At 69.4% G+C, this 15,882-nt stretch carries 18 protein-coding genes; 13 read left to right on the top strand and 5 right to left on the bottom strand.

Features of this window, described 5'->3' with window-relative positions; translation table 11 throughout:
• Window positions 1–5: 5 nt before the first annotated feature.
• Window positions 6–944, bottom strand: coding sequence for an alpha/beta hydrolase (locus tag ACNR9O_RS04675; protein ID WP_473682429.1), 939 nt, complete (start codon window positions 942–944; stop codon window positions 6–8).
• Window positions 945–964: 20 nt separating this feature from the next.
• The gene (locus ACNR9O_RS04670; protein ID WP_473682430.1) at window positions 965–1,567 is read right to left on the bottom strand and encodes a TetR/AcrR family transcriptional regulator; all 603 of its coding nucleotides are present in this window, start codon (window positions 1,565–1,567) and stop codon (window positions 965–967) included.
• A 114-nt stretch (window positions 1,568–1,681) separates the two neighbouring features.
• Here ACNR9O_RS04670 and ACNR9O_RS04665 point away from each other — a divergent pair, with 114 nt between their 5' ends.
• From ACNR9O_RS04665 to ACNR9O_RS04650, 4 genes are all read left to right on the top strand, one after another.
• Complete coding sequence (locus ACNR9O_RS04665; RefSeq protein ID WP_473682431.1) at window positions 1,682–2,479, top strand: M48 family metallopeptidase; 798 nt, start codon at window positions 1,682–1,684, stop codon at window positions 2,477–2,479.
• 137 nt (window positions 2,480–2,616) lie between these two features.
• On the top strand, window positions 2,617–2,946 hold the full coding sequence (locus tag ACNR9O_RS04660; RefSeq protein WP_473682432.1) for a hypothetical protein: 330 nt from the start codon (window positions 2,617–2,619) through the stop codon (window positions 2,944–2,946).
• 77 nt (window positions 2,947–3,023) lie between these two features.
• The gene (locus ACNR9O_RS04655; protein ID WP_473682433.1) at window positions 3,024–3,395 is read left to right on the top strand and encodes a YXWGXW repeat-containing protein; all 372 of its coding nucleotides are present in this window, start codon (window positions 3,024–3,026) and stop codon (window positions 3,393–3,395) included.
• Window positions 3,396–3,515: 120 nt separating this feature from the next.
• Complete coding sequence (locus ACNR9O_RS04650; protein ID WP_473682434.1) at window positions 3,516–3,677, top strand: hypothetical protein; 162 nt, start codon at window positions 3,516–3,518, stop codon at window positions 3,675–3,677.
• A 1-nt stretch (window position 3,678) separates the two neighbouring features.
• Here the strand turns inward: ACNR9O_RS04650 and ACNR9O_RS04645 are convergent, their stop codons facing one another.
• Window positions 3,679–4,410 carry a PAS domain-containing protein gene (locus tag ACNR9O_RS04645; RefSeq protein ID WP_473700703.1) on the bottom strand — a complete coding sequence of 244 codons (732 nt, stop codon included), beginning with the start codon at window positions 4,408–4,410 and terminating at the stop codon, window positions 3,679–3,681.
• Between the two features lie 140 nt (window positions 4,411–4,550).
• Between ACNR9O_RS04645 and ACNR9O_RS04640 the strand changes: the two genes are divergently transcribed.
• The 9 genes from ACNR9O_RS04640 to ACNR9O_RS04600 are packed head-to-tail and all read left to right on the top strand — an operon-like array spanning window position 4,551 to window position 15,077.
• A complete protein-coding gene (locus ACNR9O_RS04640) occupies window positions 4,551–5,486 on the top strand; it encodes a 4-hydroxyproline epimerase (RefSeq protein WP_473682436.1) in 936 nt (311 codons plus the stop codon).
• Window positions 5,483–6,595, top strand: a complete 1,113-nt coding sequence (locus ACNR9O_RS04635) for an NAD(P)/FAD-dependent oxidoreductase (protein WP_473682437.1) — start codon at window positions 5,483–5,485, stop codon at window positions 6,593–6,595. Before ACNR9O_RS04640 ends, ACNR9O_RS04635 begins: the two co-directional genes overlap by 4 nt.
• A complete protein-coding gene (locus tag ACNR9O_RS04630; protein ID WP_473682438.1) occupies window positions 6,592–6,837 on the top strand; it encodes a (2Fe-2S)-binding protein in 246 nt (81 codons plus the stop codon). Before ACNR9O_RS04635 ends, ACNR9O_RS04630 begins: the two co-directional genes overlap by 4 nt.
• Window positions 6,830–8,113, top strand: a complete 1,284-nt coding sequence (locus ACNR9O_RS04625; RefSeq protein ID WP_473682439.1) for an FAD-dependent oxidoreductase — start codon at window positions 6,830–6,832, stop codon at window positions 8,111–8,113. The genes ACNR9O_RS04630 and ACNR9O_RS04625 overlap by 8 nt, the downstream gene beginning before the upstream one ends.
• Window positions 8,110–9,015, top strand: coding sequence for a dihydrodipicolinate synthase family protein (locus tag ACNR9O_RS04620; RefSeq protein ID WP_473682440.1), 906 nt, complete (start codon window positions 8,110–8,112; stop codon window positions 9,013–9,015). The genes ACNR9O_RS04625 and ACNR9O_RS04620 overlap by 4 nt, the downstream gene beginning before the upstream one ends.
• A gap of 1 nt (window position 9,016) precedes the next feature.
• On the top strand, window positions 9,017–10,615 hold the full coding sequence (locus ACNR9O_RS04615) for an aldehyde dehydrogenase family protein (RefSeq protein ID WP_473682441.1): 1,599 nt from the start codon (window positions 9,017–9,019) through the stop codon (window positions 10,613–10,615).
• Entirely contained in the window at window positions 10,612–11,817 is a 1,206-nt protein-coding gene (locus ACNR9O_RS04610) for a M24 family metallopeptidase (RefSeq protein ID WP_473682442.1), read from the top strand. The genes ACNR9O_RS04615 and ACNR9O_RS04610 overlap by 4 nt, the downstream gene beginning before the upstream one ends.
• Before the next feature lie 19 nt (window positions 11,818–11,836).
• Window positions 11,837–13,600 (top strand): DUF885 domain-containing protein, encoded by a 1,764-nt coding sequence (locus ACNR9O_RS04605; RefSeq protein WP_473682443.1) that lies wholly within the window; start codon window positions 11,837–11,839, stop codon window positions 13,598–13,600.
• A 31-nt stretch (window positions 13,601–13,631) separates the two neighbouring features.
• The gene (locus tag ACNR9O_RS04600) at window positions 13,632–15,077 is read left to right on the top strand and encodes an amino acid permease (RefSeq protein WP_473682444.1); all 1,446 of its coding nucleotides are present in this window, start codon (window positions 13,632–13,634) and stop codon (window positions 15,075–15,077) included.
• A gap of 19 nt (window positions 15,078–15,096) precedes the next feature.
• Here the strand turns inward: ACNR9O_RS04600 and ACNR9O_RS04595 are convergent, their stop codons facing one another.
• The gene (locus tag ACNR9O_RS04595) at window positions 15,097–15,300 is read right to left on the bottom strand and encodes a DUF2061 domain-containing protein (protein ID WP_473682445.1); all 204 of its coding nucleotides are present in this window, start codon (window positions 15,298–15,300) and stop codon (window positions 15,097–15,099) included.
• An 83-nt stretch (window positions 15,301–15,383) separates the two neighbouring features.
• Entirely contained in the window at window positions 15,384–15,797 is a 414-nt protein-coding gene (locus ACNR9O_RS04590) for a universal stress protein (RefSeq protein ID WP_473682446.1), read from the bottom strand.
• Between the last annotated feature and the right edge of the window lie 85 nt (window positions 15,798–15,882).

Genomic DNA, 15,882 nt, shown 5'->3' with positions numbered 1-15,882 from the left:
AATACTCAGGCCACGCCGTACGGCAGGTTCGGCGTGGCTACCACGCGGTCGCCCACCGTCTCGCCGCGCAGGAAGGCAAAGGTCGCCTCGATCACTTCGGGCGCGTCGACCACCTTGTGGTGGCCCAGGCCTTCGGTGGTGAGCAGACGCGCGCCGGGCCAGTAGCGCGCATAGCGCTCGCCCTCCTCCCACGGCACGTCGCGGTCGTCCAGATCGTGCACGACCAGGCCGGCCTGGCCGAGCGCCGGCAGATGCTTGTGCACCTGCAAGTCGCGCACGGTGACGCCGGTACGTCGTTCCAGCCAGCCGTAGAAAATCTCGCGCAGGTGATCGCCCAGCCGGACGAAGCGGAAGAAGCGGCCGGTGGCCGCTTCCATGTCGGCGGCCGGCGCGATCAGCACCAGTCGCCGCGCCAGCCAGGTCTCGCCCTGCGCCAAGGCGAGCGCCGCGCCGCCGAGCGAATGGCCGATGGCCAGTTCCGCGTTGCCGTAGTGCTGGCCGATCGCACGGATGGTGGCGATAAAATCCGGCAGCGTGCACAGCCGCCCGCTGCTGCGGCCGTGGCCGGGCTGGTCGAAGCTGACCACCGCCAGTCCCAGTTCGCGCAGGCGCTGCACCCACGGCAGAAAGCGCAGGCCGAAGCTGGACCAGCCGTGCACCAGCAGTGCATAGGGCTGCGTGCGCGGGTCGCCCCACACATAAGTGGCAATGGTTTCCTCGCCGACCTTCAGCTCGCCCTGGCGCATGGCCTCGTCCGGCCGCGCGGCGTGCGCGCGGCTGCGGCTGCTGGCGAAAGGCGTGGCGAACAGGCGCGCGGCGCGATTCGCGGTGCGGTGAGGTGCCAGTCGCCCGCCGAGCGCGAAGCCCGCGCGCACCGCGCCGAGTTTGAGCAGCATGCCGGCCGAGGGTCGGCCATGACGATGCGAACGCTGCGGACGTGGCATGGCGATGCTCCTCGAAAGTGTCAGGGGCGATAACTGGCGAACAGCCGATCGACGGCGGCAAAGGTGCGGTGCTGCGCCTGGTCGAAGCCGAACAGGCCGCCGTCGTGGTGCAGGCCGAGCATCAGGGCGTAGATCTCGAAGGCGAGCTGGGCCGCGTCGGTATCCGCGGCGAGATGCCCTTCCGCCACGGCCTGCCCGATCGCGATTTCCAGCTGACCCCGCCAGCCGGTCTGCTGGCGCGCGACAGCATCATGCAGCACACCGTCGCGGCCGTCGTATTCGCTGGCGGCCGACAGCAGCACGCAGCCGCGCGCATATGTGCGGCTCCACGCGCACCAGTGTTCGACGATCGCGCGCAGGCGCGGCAAGCCGCGCGGCGCCTTCAGCGCCGGCATCAGCACGTTGGCGGTGAACCGCGCGGCGCCGAACTCGAGCACGGCCAGCTGCAGGTCTTCGCGCGAACCGAAATGGGCGAACACACCGCTCTTGGACATCTCGGCGGCCTGGGCCAGGCCACCGATCGACAGGCCTTCCAGCCCGTCGTTGCAGGCCATGGCGTAGGCCCGGTCCAGGATCATGTCGCGGGTGGCGGCGCGTTTGCCGGGGATTGCGGTGGCGTTCATGGCGGGCATGAATAGCACGACCGTTCGTTCTTTTTCAAGAACATTCTTAACGAACTGTCTTACCCGGGCCAGGCCGCACTATCCTTCGACCCAGCTTTCCAGGGAGGTAAACGCATGAAGCTCCGCCTGCCGCTCGCGCTGGTTCTCGGCGCCCTGCTTTCCGGCTGCGTCACATCGCCCACCGGGCGCTCCCAGCTGATGATGGTCTCCGATGGCGAGATGTCGAAGATGGGCCTGTCCGCGTTCAATGACATGCGCAAGCAGGGCAAATTCGTCGATTCGCCCAAGGAGCGTGCCTACGCCACCTGCGTCTCCAACGCGCTGATCGCGGTGCTGCCGCCGCCGTGGAATACGCAGCAGTGGGAGGTGCAGATCATCGACGACAACACGCCCAATGCCTTCGCCCTGCCCGGCGGCCGCATCGGCGTGAATCGCGGCATGTTCAAGATCGCCAGCGACCAGGATCAACTCGCCGTGGTGCTGGGCCACGAGCTGTCGCATGTGGTGGCACGGCACGGCGCCGAACGCGTGTCCGACAACATGGCCGCGCAGGCGGCGGTGATCGCCGGCAGCGCGTACGCCGCCAGCCGCGGCACCAATGCCGGCTACGCCGCGGCCGCGCTGGGTCTGGGCGCGGAGGTGGGCATCCTGCTGCCGTTCTCGCGCACGCAGGAAAGCGAGGCCGACACGCTGGGCCAGCGCTACATGGCGCAGGCGGGCTTCGATCCGCGCGCGGCCGCCACGCTGTGGCAGAAGATGGGTTCGCAGGGCGGTTCCAAGCCGCCGGCCTTCCTCTCCACGCATCCCGCCACCTACAACCGTCAGCAGGCGCTCGGCAACCAGGCCGTGCAGCTGATGCCGGTCTACGAGCAGGCGCGCGCCAGCGGGCACAAGCCCAACTGCATGCTCTGATGCCAGGGCGGGAGTCGACGGTTCCCCTCAACCCCACCGGCTTCTGAACGAACCGCGGTCCGACGCGTCAACAGACGCGGCCAGCTTCCGTTTCTCCCCCTGCGAGCCACTCGTTGCGTGGCTTCCGGGAGACACTCATGAAGCCGCTTATCCGCACCTTCGCCGCGCTGACCGCCGCGGGCCTGGCGCTGGGCTGCGCCGCCTACGCGCCTGATGCAGCCGCCCGCACCCAGGTCTCGGTGCAGATCGGCGTGGCGCCTCCGCCGCCGCGCTACGAAGTGGTGCCTCCGCCGCGCATCGGCTACGTGTGGGCGCCGGGCTATTGGCGCTGGGATCCGTATGCGCGCCGCCACATCTGGACGGTCGGCCGCTGGATGCCGGCGCGCCGCGGCTACTACTACCGCCCGCCACGCTGGGAGCCCTACCGCGGCGGCTGGCGTTTTCACGACGGCTACTGGCGCCATTGAGCGCTCGCTTTCACCTGCGCGGCTGCAGCGAACGCGGCTGCGCTTTTCATATCGCCTCTCTACTTAAGGACTGACTCATGCAAATCCGTATCGCGGCACTGGCCGCGCTCACCCTGCTCGCCAGCGGCTGTGTCGAGGAACGCGTGGTGCACCCGCGCCCCGTGGTCGTGGAGCGACCGGTGATCGTGGAGCGGCCAGTAGTGCAGCGCGAAGTGATCGAGGAAGTGATCGCGCCGATGCCTCCGCCGCCGCGCGTGGTGGAGGTGGAACCGGCGCCGCGTCCCGGCTATCTGTGGGCGCGCGGCTACTGGCGCTGGAGCGGCCGCGAGTACGTCGCGGTGCCTGGACATTGGGAAGTGGTGCGGCCGGGTTATCGCTACGTGCATCCGCACTACGAACGCCACAACGATGGCTGGCATCTCAATGTTGGCGTGTGGGTGAACGGCTAAGCATCATTCGTGCGGCAGTCCGGCGGAGGCGCTCGAGCGGAAGCGCCTTCGCTGTTTTCCTTATGAGAAGGGTTCGATAGACACCTCCTGGCGCACCTGGCCGGCGCGCTCGGCCGGCCCGTGTGGATCCTGCTGCCTCACGTTGCGGATTGGCGCTGGCTGCGCGATCGGCACGACAGCCCCTGGTATTCCGGCGCGCGGCTGTTCCAGCCGGCACGCGGCGACTGGGCTTCGGTGGTGATGCAGGTGCGCGACGCCCTGGCCGCGCGAACGTGGCCGTGATTCAGGCCCGTGCTGGCGCGGAGCGCATGGCGCTCGGCGCCAGCGCGCGGTAATCCCGCGGCGTCATACCCACCGTCGCCTTGAACTGCCGCGCGAAAGCGCTCTGGTCGGCGAAGCCGCAGGCCAGGCCAATCGCCGCCACGCTTTCCTCACCGCGCAGCAGCCGCATCGCCGCCTCGATGCGCAGCTTGGTCTGCACCTGCTGCGGCGTGAGCTGGAACACGCGACGGAAATGCCGCTCCAGCTGCGCCACCGAGACGCCGGCCAGCTCCGCGAGCTTCGCCACGCGCACGCCTTCGGCGTAGTGCTCCTGCAGGTAGGCCAGCACGCGGCGCAGGCGCACATAGGTGGGATGGCGGCCGTCCGGCTTGCCCAGGTCACGCGAGATGCCGACGATGCCCTGCACTTCACCGCGCTTGAGCAGAGGCCGCTTGCAGGTAAGGCACCAACCAGGCACGCGGTTGGGGAACATGTGCACTTCGAGCTGGTTCTCGATCACCTCGCCCTCCAGCACGCGCCGGTCCTGCGAGGCATAGGAGCCGCCCAGCGTGGCGGGGAAAAGCTCGACCACGCTGCGGCCGATCACGTCGGCGCGCTGCTTCAGGCCCAGGCGTCGCACCAGGGTGAGATTGGCATGCGTGTAGCGGCCCTGCCCGTCCTTCACGAAGAACACCACGTCGGGCAAGGCGTCGAACAGCGCCTCCAGTTCGTCGGCTGAAATCTTCATGTCCATCGCAGGTCCTGCCCGGTCGCGAAGCCTTGTGCAGCCGCAGCATGGCACAAAATCGGCAGAAAGCATTGTGCGGATTTCCGCATGTGCCGTCGCCAAGCATTTCTAGACGCTGCGTCGCCCCGGCGGCGAGCATGGCCGCCATGCATACCATCGACGTGATCGACTCGCACACCGGCGGCGAACCCACCCGCACCGTCATCGCCGGCTTTCCCGACCTGGGCGCTGGCACGCTCATGGAGCAGCGCGAACGTTTCCGGCGCGACTTCGACCCGTGGCGCGCGGCCATCGCCTGCGAACCGCGCGGCTCGGCCACGGTGGTCGGCGCACTGCTGCTGCCGCCGCAGAGCCCGGATGCCTGCGTGGGCGTCATCTATTTCAACAACGTCAGCTACCTGGGCATGTGCGGCCACGGCACCATCGGCGTGGTGCGCACCTTGCAGCACATGGGGCGCATCGGCCCGGGCCTGCATCGCATCGAGACGCCGGTGGGCACGGTGGGTGCCGAACTGCACGCCGATGGCCGCGTTTCCATCGACAATGTGGAGAGCTACCGCCACGCCAAGGACGTGCAGGTGGACGTGCCGGGCTACGGCAAGGTCACCGGCGACATCGCCTGGGGCGGCAACTGGTTCTTCATCACCAAGGACACGCCGCTGCCGCTGGAGATCCATCACCAGCGCGAGCTGACCGCGTACACCGAAGCGATCCGTCGCGTGCTCGAAGCGCAAGGCATCAGCGGCGCCGAAGGCGGCGAAATCGACCATATCGAGATCAACGCCGACCTGCCCGGCAAGGCCGGCCGCAACTTCGTGCTGTGCCCGGGCCTGGCCTACGACCGCTCGCCCTGCGGCACCGGCACCAGCGCCAAGCTCGCCTGCCTGGCCGCCGACGGCAAGCTGGCGCCGGGCGAGACCTGGCGACAGGAAAGCATCCTCGGCAGCGAGTTCACCGCCACATATACCGCCGGCGCGCACGGCGTGCTGCCGCGCATTACCGGCAGCGCCTACGTCGTGGCGCGCTCCACCCTGCTGTTCGACGAGGCCGATGCCTTTACCTGGGGCAGCGGCGCGGAATGACCGGCGGTACCAACAGCTACGACCTCATCGTCATCGGTGCCGGCATCGTCGGCGCCGCCTGCGCGGACGCGGCCAGCGCCGACGGCCTGCGCGTGGCGATCGTGGAACCGGGCCCGATCGGCGGCGGCACCACCGCCGCGGCGATGGGCCATCTGGTGGCGATGGACGACGATCCGGCCGAGCTGGCGCTCGCGCGCTACTCCCTGCGCCAGTGGGAAGCCTTCGCCGATCTGCCGGACGCCGAGTTCAGCCGCTGCGGCACGTTGTGGGTGGCGCGCAGCGACAGCGAACTGGCCGCCGCGACCATGCGCGCGGAGCGCCTGGACGCCGCCGGCATCGAAGCGCACGTACTGGACGCCAAGACCCTCTACGAACAGGAACCGGCGCTCGCCCCCGGCATGGCCGGCGGCATGCTGGTGCCGCGCGAAGCGGTGGTGTATCCGCCGCGCGTCGCGCGCCATCTCGTGCGCCGCGCGCAATCCCGGGGCGCCGTGCTTTATGCCGGACGCCGCGCGCAAGCGCTGCGCCGCGGCGGCGCGCAGCTCGACGACGGCTCGTCGCTCAGCGGCCCCGTGCTGGTCGCCACCGGCTGCGCCCTGCCCGCGCTGCTGCCGCAGCTGCCGATGCGCGCGCGCAAGGGGCACCTGGTAATCACCGACCGCTATCCCGGCCTCGTCCGGCACCAGCTGCTCGAACTGGGCTACGCCGACAGCGCGCATGGCGACTCGGACAGCAGCGTCGCCTTCAATGTGCAGCCGCGGCCGACCGGCCAGATCCTGATCGGTTCGTCGCGCGAATTCAGCGCGACGGATGCGGACGTCTCGCCGGCGATGCTGCGCCGGATGCTCGAGCGCTGCTTCACTTTCGTCCCCGCCTTGCGCGACTTGCAGGCACTGCGCGCATGGACCGGCTTCCGTCCTACCACGCCGGACGGACGCCCGTATCTCGGCGCCGTGCCCGGTGCCGCCGACCAATGGGTCGCCGCCGGCCACGAAGGCCTGGGCGTGACGACCGCCCTGGGCAGCGCGCGCCTGCTGCTCGATCTGATCCAGAACCGTCAGCCGGCGATCGATCCGCTGCCGTACGCGCCGGCGAGGCTCGCCGCATGAGCGCCACCGTGCGCCTGCAGATCAACGGCCAGCCGGTCGACGTGCCGCAAGGCGCCAGCGTCGCCGCCGCGGTGGCGCACTGGACGCTGCATTTCCGCACCTCGGTGAGCGGCGAAGCGCGCGCGCCGCTGTGCGGCATGGGCGTGTGTTTCGAATGCCGCGTGCGTATCGACGGCGTCGCGCACCAGCGCGCATGCATGACGCCGGCACGCGACGGCATGCGGGTGGACAGCGATGGCTGAGCGCTACGACGTCCTGATCGTCGGCGCCGGCCCCGCTGGCCTCGCCGCGGCGGCCGCGGCAGCTTCGCACGGCGCCCGCGTCGGCCTGCTCGATGCGCAGCCGCGCGCGGGTGGCCAAGTGTGGCGCCACGACGTGCGCAAGGGCGCTCCAGGCGCGGCGCGTGACGCCGTCGCCGCCCTGCGTGATGTCGCGCTGCTGACGCAGCACAGCGTGATCGCCAGCGAAGATGGCGCGCTGCGCGCCGAAACGCCCCAAGGCTCCGCGCTTCTGACCTACGGCAGCCTGGTGCTGGCCACCGGGGCGCGTGAACTGTTGCTTCCCTTTCCCGGCTGGACGCTGCCCGGCGTCAGCGGCGCCGGCGGCCTGCAGGCGCTGGCCAAGCAGGGTTGGCCCGTCGCGGGCAAACGGGTCGTCGTCGCCGGCACTGGCCCACTGCTGCTGGCCGCGGCGGCCACACTGCACGCGCATGGCGCGAAGGTGCTGGGCATCCACGAGCAGGCACCGGCAGAACGCGTTCATGCCTTCGCGCGCCAGCTCATTCATTGGCCCGCGCGCGCCGCTCAGGCACTGATGCTGCGGGCGCGGCTGGCCGGCGTGCCGTATCGCTTCGGCTCGATCGTGCGCCGTGCGCATGGCGATGGCGCGCTGCGCATGGTGGAGATCGAAGATGCCCAGGGCACTGCCTGCGTCGACTGCGATCTGCTCGCCGTCGGCTACGGGCTGGTCCCCAATGTCGAGCTTGCGCAACTGCTCGGCTGCGCCCTCGACCACGCCGCGACGCATCCGCGCGTACAGGTGGACGAGTTCATGCGTACCAGCGTGCCCGGCGTGCTCGCCGCGGGCGAAGCCGGCGGCATCGGCGGCCTGGCGACCGCGCGCATCGAAGGCGCGATCGCCGGCCATGTCGCCGCCGGGCAACTCGACCCGGCGCGCGCACTGCTGCCCGGGCGCGAACGCGCGCGACGCTTCGGCGCCTTGCTGGCCACGCATTTCGCGCCCGGCGAACGCGTTCACGCGCTCGCCACGCCGCAGACCCTGATATGCCGCTGCGAAGACGTGCCGCTCGGCGCGCTGGACGGTTTCGCCGACGCACGCGATGCCAAGCTCGCCACCCGCTGCGGCATGGGCGCCTGCCAGGGCCGCATCTGCGGCGCGGCGCTGGCCGAGCTCGGCCGCTTCCCGCGCCACGGCGGCCGCCCGCCCCTGTTTCCCGCGCGCCTCGCCACCTTGGCGGGGCTCGCTCTTTCCCCTTCCGACGAGAGGTCATCGACATGAGCAACGCATCCATCTGGCGCGGCGTGATCCCCGCTATCACCACGCCGTTCACCGCCGAGGGCCAGGTCGACCATGCCTTCCTCGCCAAGCATGCGAACCAGCTGATCGACGCCGGCTGCACCGGCATCGTGCCGCTCGGTTCGCTGGGCGAAGCGGCTACGCTCACGTTCGAGGAGAAGGTCGAGATCATCCGCACCCTGGTGAAAGCGCTGGACGGCCGCGCGCCGGTCATTCCCGGCATCGCCGCGCTCTCCACCGCCGAGGCCGTGCGCCTGGCCAAGGAAGCCAAGGCGCTGGGCTGCTCCGGCCTGATGGTGCTGCCGCCGTACGTGTACTCCACCGACTGGCGCGAGATGGGCGCGCACCTGCGCGCCGTGATCGCCGCCACCGACCTGCCGTGCATGCTCTACAACAACCCGGTCGCCTACAAGACGGACTTCTCGCCTGAGCATATTGCCGAGCTCGCGCGCGAATTCCCCAACGTGCAGGCAGTGAAGGAATCCTCCGGCGACGTGCGCCGCTTCGCCGGCATCCGCGCGCTGCTGGGCGACCGCATCGAGCTGCTGGTGGGCATGGACGATGCCATCGTCGAAGGCGTGGCGATGGGTGCGCGCGGCTGGATCGCCGGCCTGGTGAACGCTTACCCGAAGGAATCGGTGAAACTGTTCGAGCTGGCCCGCGACGGCGGCACCGACGCGGCGCTGGAGCTGTACCGCTGGTTCCTTCCGCTGCTGCGCCTGGATACCGTGCCGACCTTCGTGCAGCTGATCAAGCTGGTGCAGGCCAAGGTCGGCATGGGCAGCGAATACGTCCGCGCACCGCGCCTGGCCGTCGCCGGGGCGGAACGCGAAGCCGCGCTGCGCGTGATCGACCACGCCATCGCCCACGCCCCAAAGGTATGACATGGACATCCAACCCGTTCTGATCGCAGGCGACTGGCGCGCGGCAAACGCGCCGGTCGGCCAGTTCCGCGCCGAGGACCCGACCACCGGCGAACCCATCGGCCCGGCATTCCCGGTCTGCGGCGCAGCGGACGTGGAGGCGGCCCTGGCCGCCGCCACCGCCGTGGCCGCCGAGCTGGCCGCCACGCCGCCCGAGCGCATCGCTGCCTTCCTCGAAGCCTATGCCGACGGCATCGAGGCGGATGCCGAAGCGCTGGTCGACACGGCGCACGCCGAGACCGCCTTGCCCAAGCATCCGCGTCTGGCAGCGGTGGAATTGCCGCGCACCACCGGCCAATTGCGCCAGGCCGCCAAGGCCGTGCGCAGCTACGCATGGACGCAGCCGGTGATCGACACCGCCGCCAACCTGCGCGCGCACTTCGCGCCGCTGGGCAAGCCGGTACTCGTGTTCGGTCCCAACAACTTCCCGTTCGCCTTCAACGCGATCGCCGGCAGCGACTTCGCCTCCGCCATCGCCGCGCGCAATCCGGTGATCGCCAAGGCGCATCCCTCGCACCCGGCCACCAGCGCGCGGCTGGCGCGCCTCGCGTTCGACGCGCTGCGCAAGAGCGGCCTGCCGGCCGCCGCGGTGCAGATGCTGTATCACTTCGACCACGCCATCGGCGCCAAGCTCGCCGGCGATGCACGCCTGGGCGCGATCGGCTTCACCGGCAGCCGCGCGGGCGGCCTGGCGCTCAAGGCTGCGGCGGACGCCGCCGGCGTACCGGCGTATGTGGAGCTGTCCAGCGTGAACCCGGTGTTCCTGCTACCCGGCGCGCTGGCCGAGCGCGGCGCCGCGCTGGCGCAGGAATTCTTCACCTCCTGCACCATGGGCAGCGGCCAGTTCTGTACGAACCCCGGCGTGGTGATCGTGCCGCGTGACGCGGCCGGCGATGCGTTCGTCGAAGCGGCCAAGGCACACTTCGCCGCCGCCGCGCCGAGCGTGCTGTTCTCCGGCGGCGTACTGGAACACCTGCGCAAAGGCATCGCCACGCTGCAATCGGCCGGTGCGCGACTGCTGACGGGCGGCACGACCGCTTCCCCCGGATACCGTCATGCCCCGACCTTGCTGGAGGTCGATGCCGCGCAATTCCTGCGCGAACCGCAGGCCCTGCAGACCGAAGCCTTCGGCCCCGCCAGCCTGCTGGTGCGCGTCGACGGCGTCGCGCAGATGGCACAGGTCGCCGCGGCGTTCGAGGGCAACCTCACCGGTACGCTGTATTCGGCCGCCGACGGTTCCGATGATGCGGCGTGGAGCGAAGTCGCTCATGCGCTGCGTCCGCGCGTCGGCCGCCTGATCGGCAACCGCATGCCCACCGGCGTGGCGGTCAGCCCGGCGATGAACCATGGCGGTCCGTATCCGAGCACCGGCCATCCTGGCTTCACCGCCGTCGGCATGCCTGCGGCGATCCGCCGCTTCGCCGCCCTGCACAGCTACGACAACGTGCCCGAGCATCAGCTGCCGCCCGAACTGCGCGACCACAACCCGGGCGGGGTGGCGCGGCAGATCGATGGCTGCTGGTGCGTGGACGATCTCGGCCAGGACACCAGGCACGCATGAGCGCCACGCAGATCGGCGGCCTCGACCTTGCCCAGGCGCGTTCGCGCCTGGGTTCGTGGCACACCCCCGCGCCGGCGATCGGCGCGGATGAATACCAGCACCGCCTGGAACACGCCCGCGCCCTGCTGCGCGCGCAGCGGCTCGATGCGCTGCTCATCACCGCCGGCACCTCGCTGCGCTACTTCACCGGCGTGGCCTGGGGCGCGAGCGAACGGTTGGTCGGCATGCTGCTCACCGCGCACGGCGACCCCATCCTGATCTGCCCCGGCTTCGAGGCCGGCTCGCTCGCCGCCGTGCTGCGCATTCCGGCCGACGTGCGGCTGTGGGAAGAGCACGACGATCCGCAGCAGCTCGTGGCGGATGCGCTGGCCGAACGCGGCGCCGGCAGCCTCGCGCTCGATCCCGCCGCGCCGTTCGTCGTGGCCGAGCGCCTGCGCGCCGTGCTCGGCGGCAAGCCACTGATCGATGCCAGCACCATCGTCGACGGCTGCCGCATGTGCAAATCCTCGGCCGAACTGGCGCTGATGAAACAAGCGACCGCGATGACGCTGGAAGTCCATCGCCTCGCCGCCGGCCTGATGCGCGAAGGCATCTCGCGCACCGAGCTGGTGCGCTTCATCGACGAGGCGCATCGCGCCATGGGCGCGGACAACGGCTCCACTTTCTGCATCGTGCAGTTCGGCCACGCCACCGCTTATCCGCATGGCATTCCGGGCGAGCAGTACCTGGAACGCAATCAGCTGGTGCTGATCGATACCGGTTGCACCGTGCAGGGCTACCACTCCGATATCACGCGCACTTACGTGTTCGGCACGCCGACGGCGGAGCAGGCGCGCATCTGGGCGCTGGAACAGGCCGCGCAGCGCGCCGCCTTCGAAGCCGCACGACCCGGCGCCACCTGCGAGTCCGTGGACGATGCCGCACGCGCCGTGGTGGAACGCGCCGGCCTCGGCCCCGACTACCGCCTGCCCGGCGTGCCGCACCGCACAGGTCACGGTTGCGGCATGGCGATCCACGAAATGCCTTACCTGGTGCGCGGGTCGCGCACCGCGCTGCGGCCAGGCATGTGCTGCAGCGACGAACCGATGATCGTGGTGCCCGAGCGCTTCGGCATACGCCTCGAGGATCACTTCTACGTCACCGAGAACGGCGCCGCCTGGTTCACCCCACCGTCGCCGGCCATCGACCAGCCCTTCGCCTGATGCACCGAGAGAGGAGCCGATGAAAAGACCGATCGCCACGCTCACCTGCGCTATCTGCCTCGCCATCGCTCCTCTCCTCGGCCACGCCGCCGACGATGCGGATGAGCGTTTCCGCGCCATCTACACGCAGGAGTGGCAGTGGCGCCAGGCGCAGTTCGCCGGCGACGACGACGAGAACGGCGAAGGCAAGGCGGCCGACCATCTGCCCAAGATCGATCCGGCGACGCAGGCGGAGCGCGAACGCTACTGGGCCGACGTGCTCAAGCGGCTCGACGCGATGTCGCCGAACGACCTGCGCGGCGACGACCCGGTGAACTACGCGGTCTACCGCAACCAGATCGAGACACTGCTGGCCGACCAGCGCTTTCGCACCTGGGAGATGCCGTTCAACAGCGACACGGCCTTCTGGACCAATCTCGGCTTCACCGCGCGCAAGCCGATGCGCACCGCGGACGATTACCGCCGCTATCTCGGCCAGCTGCGCGACATCCCGCGCTACTTCGACGAACAGATCGCCAACATGCGCGCCGGGCTTGCGCGCGGCTTCAGCGTGCCGCGCGTGACGCTCGCCGGGCGCGATCAGTCCATCGCCGACGTGGCGCAGGCCAAGGGCGAGGACAATCTGTTCTACACGCCGTTCCGCAAGATGCCGGACACCATCCCGGCTGCCGCGCAGGACCAGTTGCGCGCCCAGGCGCGCAAGATCATCGGCGAACAAGTCGTGCCGGCCTACGCCAAGCTGCTGGACTTCATGCGCCATACCTACATGAAGCAGGCACGCACCACGCTCGCGGCCGAATCGATGCCGGACGGCAAGGCGTTCTACCAGGCGCAGATCCGCGAGTTCACCACGCTGGACCTGAGCCCCGAGCAGATCCATGCGATCGGTCAGCAGGAAGTCGCGCGCATCCGCGCGGAGATGGACCAGACCATCCACGACAGCGGTTTCAAGGGCAGCTTCGCCGAGTTCCTGCACTACCTGCGCACCGATCCGAAGTTCTATCCGAAGAGCGCCGACGAGTTGCTCAAGGACGCGGCGTGGATCGCCAAGCGCGTGGACGGCAAGATCGGCCAGTACATCGGCCGCCTGCCGCGCCAGCGCTTCGCCATCGAGCCGGTGCCGCCGGACCTGGCGCCGTTCTATACCGGCGGCCGTGGCGGACCGGGCATCTACCTGGTCAACACCTACGACCTGCCCTCGCGCCCGCTGTATTCGCTGCCCGCGCTGACCCTGCACGAATCCGCGCCCGGCCATGCGCTGCAGATGCCGCTGGCGGCCGAACATGAAGGGCTGCCGGATTTCCGCCGCTACACATACATCTCCGCCTATGGCGAAGGCTGGGCGCTGTATGCCGAACGGCTGGGCGTGGAGATGGGCATGTACGACACGCCGTACGACCGCTTCGGCTATCTGAGCTATCAGATGTGGCGCGCATGCCGCCTGGTGGTGGATACGGGTATTCACCACCTGGGCTGGACGCGCGAGCAGGCACAGGCCTTCATGCGCGACCACACCGCGCTGAGCGAGCACGAGATCGAGACCGAGGTGGACCGCTACATCGCCTGGCCCGGCCAGGCGCTGTCGTACTACCTGGGCGAAATGGCGATTGTCGATGCACGCGCGAAGGCGGAGAAGGCGTTGGGCGAGCGCTTCGATCTGCGCGCCTTCCACGACACCGTGCTGTCGCTCGGCTCCGTGCCGCTGCCGGTGCTGCAGCAGCGCGTGGACCAGTTCATCGCGGATGGCGGCAAGTCGCCGTACGCGCAAGCGAAAGCACCGTAACGCACGAAACGAGGTTCCGGGGAGGAACACGATGGCGCTGATCGACGACATCATCCGGCGCAAGCCGGTGGAAAGCCTGCAAGGCGAAGCGGACAAAGGCACCGGCCTGCGCCGTGTGCTCGGCCTGTGGCAGCTCACCGCCATCGGCCTGGGCGGCATCATCGGCGTGGGCATCTTCGTGCTCACCGGCACCGTGGCCGCGACGCAGGCGGGGCCGGCGGTGCTGCTGTCGTTCCTCATCGCCGGCATCGCCAGCGGCGCGGCGGCGCTGTGCTATGCCGAGTTCGCCGGCATGATCCCGGTCTCCGGCAGCGCCTACACCTACAGCTATGCCGTGCTGGGCGAACTGGCCGGATGGATCATCGGCTGGGATCTGCTTCTGGAGTACGCGCTGATCGCCGCGGTGGTCGCGGTGGGCTGGTCCGGCTACGCGCAAGCCCTGCTCGACGCGATGGGCCTGACCTTGCCCGAATGGGCACGCGGCGCCTGGGGCAGCGCACCAGGCCGCGTAGTGAACTTGCCGGCGGTGCTCATCTCGCTGGCCATTACCGCGCTGCTGGCCATGCGCATGGAATGGGGCGCGCGCTTCAACACGCTGATCGTGGCGATCAAGATCGTCGGCGCCGCACTGATCGTGGTAGTGGGCGCAGCCTACGTGAAGCCGGAGCGCTGGCATCCCTTCATGCCGTTCGGCATGCACGGCGTGGTGACCGGCGCGGCGGTGGTGTTCTTCGCCGTGTTCGGCTACGACCAGCTGACCACTGCCGCGGAGGAATCGCGCAATCCGCAGCGCGATCTGCCCCGCGCCGTGCTGCTGTCGCTCGGTGTCGCGATGCTGCTGTACTTCGCGATCTGCCTGGTGCTGACCGGCATCGTGCCCTACGGCACGCTGGACAACGCCGCACCGGTGGCCAATGCCTTCATCCGCATCGGCCTGCCCTGGGCGATGGTGGTGATTTCGCTGGCCTCGGTGTGCGGCATCACCAGCGTGATCTTCGCGAACCTGCTGGCCGGCGCGCGCATTGGCTTCAGCCTGGGCCGCGATGGCCTGCTGCCGGGCTGGTTCGCCGGCGTGCACGCGCGCTGGGGTACGCCGCATCGCTCCACTCTGTTGCTGGGTACGGTGACGGCAGTCGCGGCGGGTGCGTTTCCGCTGGATGAGCTGGCGAAGCTGGTGAATATCGGCGTGCTGGGCGCGTTCATCGTCATCTGCATGGCAGTGGCGGTGCTGCGCTTCCGCCGGCCGGATCTGCCCCGGCCATTCCGCACGCCGTGGGTGCCGGTGGTGCCGTTGATCGGGGTGGGGTTTTCCTGCTGGCTGATCTGGGGGTTGCCGGTGGTGACGTATGTGCGTTTTGGTATCTGGCTGTTGATCGGGTTTGTCGTATATCTGGCGTATGGGCGGGGCCACAGCCGGCTGGCTTCCGGCGCCGAGGCAGGGACTGGGGTTTCAGTATCACCGCCCGCTCGAGGTTGACTCGCCGGATCCGGACTCGTCAGCTGCTCTGGCGCAAATGCCGCCTGTCGGGCTGCTGCCGCAGACCCCAGCGGATTCTGGCCCAGATTCGCTCGTGCAGCAGGTAGGCGACGGTGGTGTAGAGGTTGCTGGCAATCATGAAGCCCAGGGCCAGATGGGCTTTGCCAGTCAGCAGATAGATTGTGGTGAAGTCCAGGCACACGATCAGCAGGCGGTAGGTCACGGCCTTGACCATCGAGCGCCGGGCAAGAACACGGCGCGGCCGACCCTTACCTTTCCGAGCGGACCGCGGAGCCATGCGTGCCGTCAGCGGCATACGAGCACAGGGATGCTCCCGTGCAGCAGCACCTTCCGCGTCTCGCTGCCCAGCACCAATGCCTGCAATCCCTTGCGCCCGTGCGACCCCATCACCACCAGATCGCAGTGGAGCTCTTTCGCGGCGGCCAGGATGGCCTGGGCGACATCGTTGCCATGCGCCAAGGTGACATCGCAATCCACGCCACGGCCATTGGCCACCTCCTTGATGAAGCGCAGCCGGGCCCGCGCGCGGAGGGTTTCTTCATCCCCCACGGGCAGGCTCGCGCTGCTGCTGCCGTGAAGATGAATCATCGCGAATCCGGTGACGCGCGCGCCGAGGGAAGCGGCAAGGCGTACGCCTAGGCGGATGGCGCATTCGGAGTGCGTGGTGCCGTCGGTGGGGAGCAGGATGTGAGTGAACATGGCGTCTGCCATTGCGCGGTCGGAAAGCGCGGCGGCCTGACTTCACGCTAGTCAAAGGCCCGCGGTGTGGAATTGATCTGCATCA

The sequence above is a fragment of the Dyella sp. CR10 genome (assembly GCF_055814425.1).
Note: the sequence above shows the minus strand (reverse complement) of the source record. Positions and strands in the feature narration are given on the sequence as shown.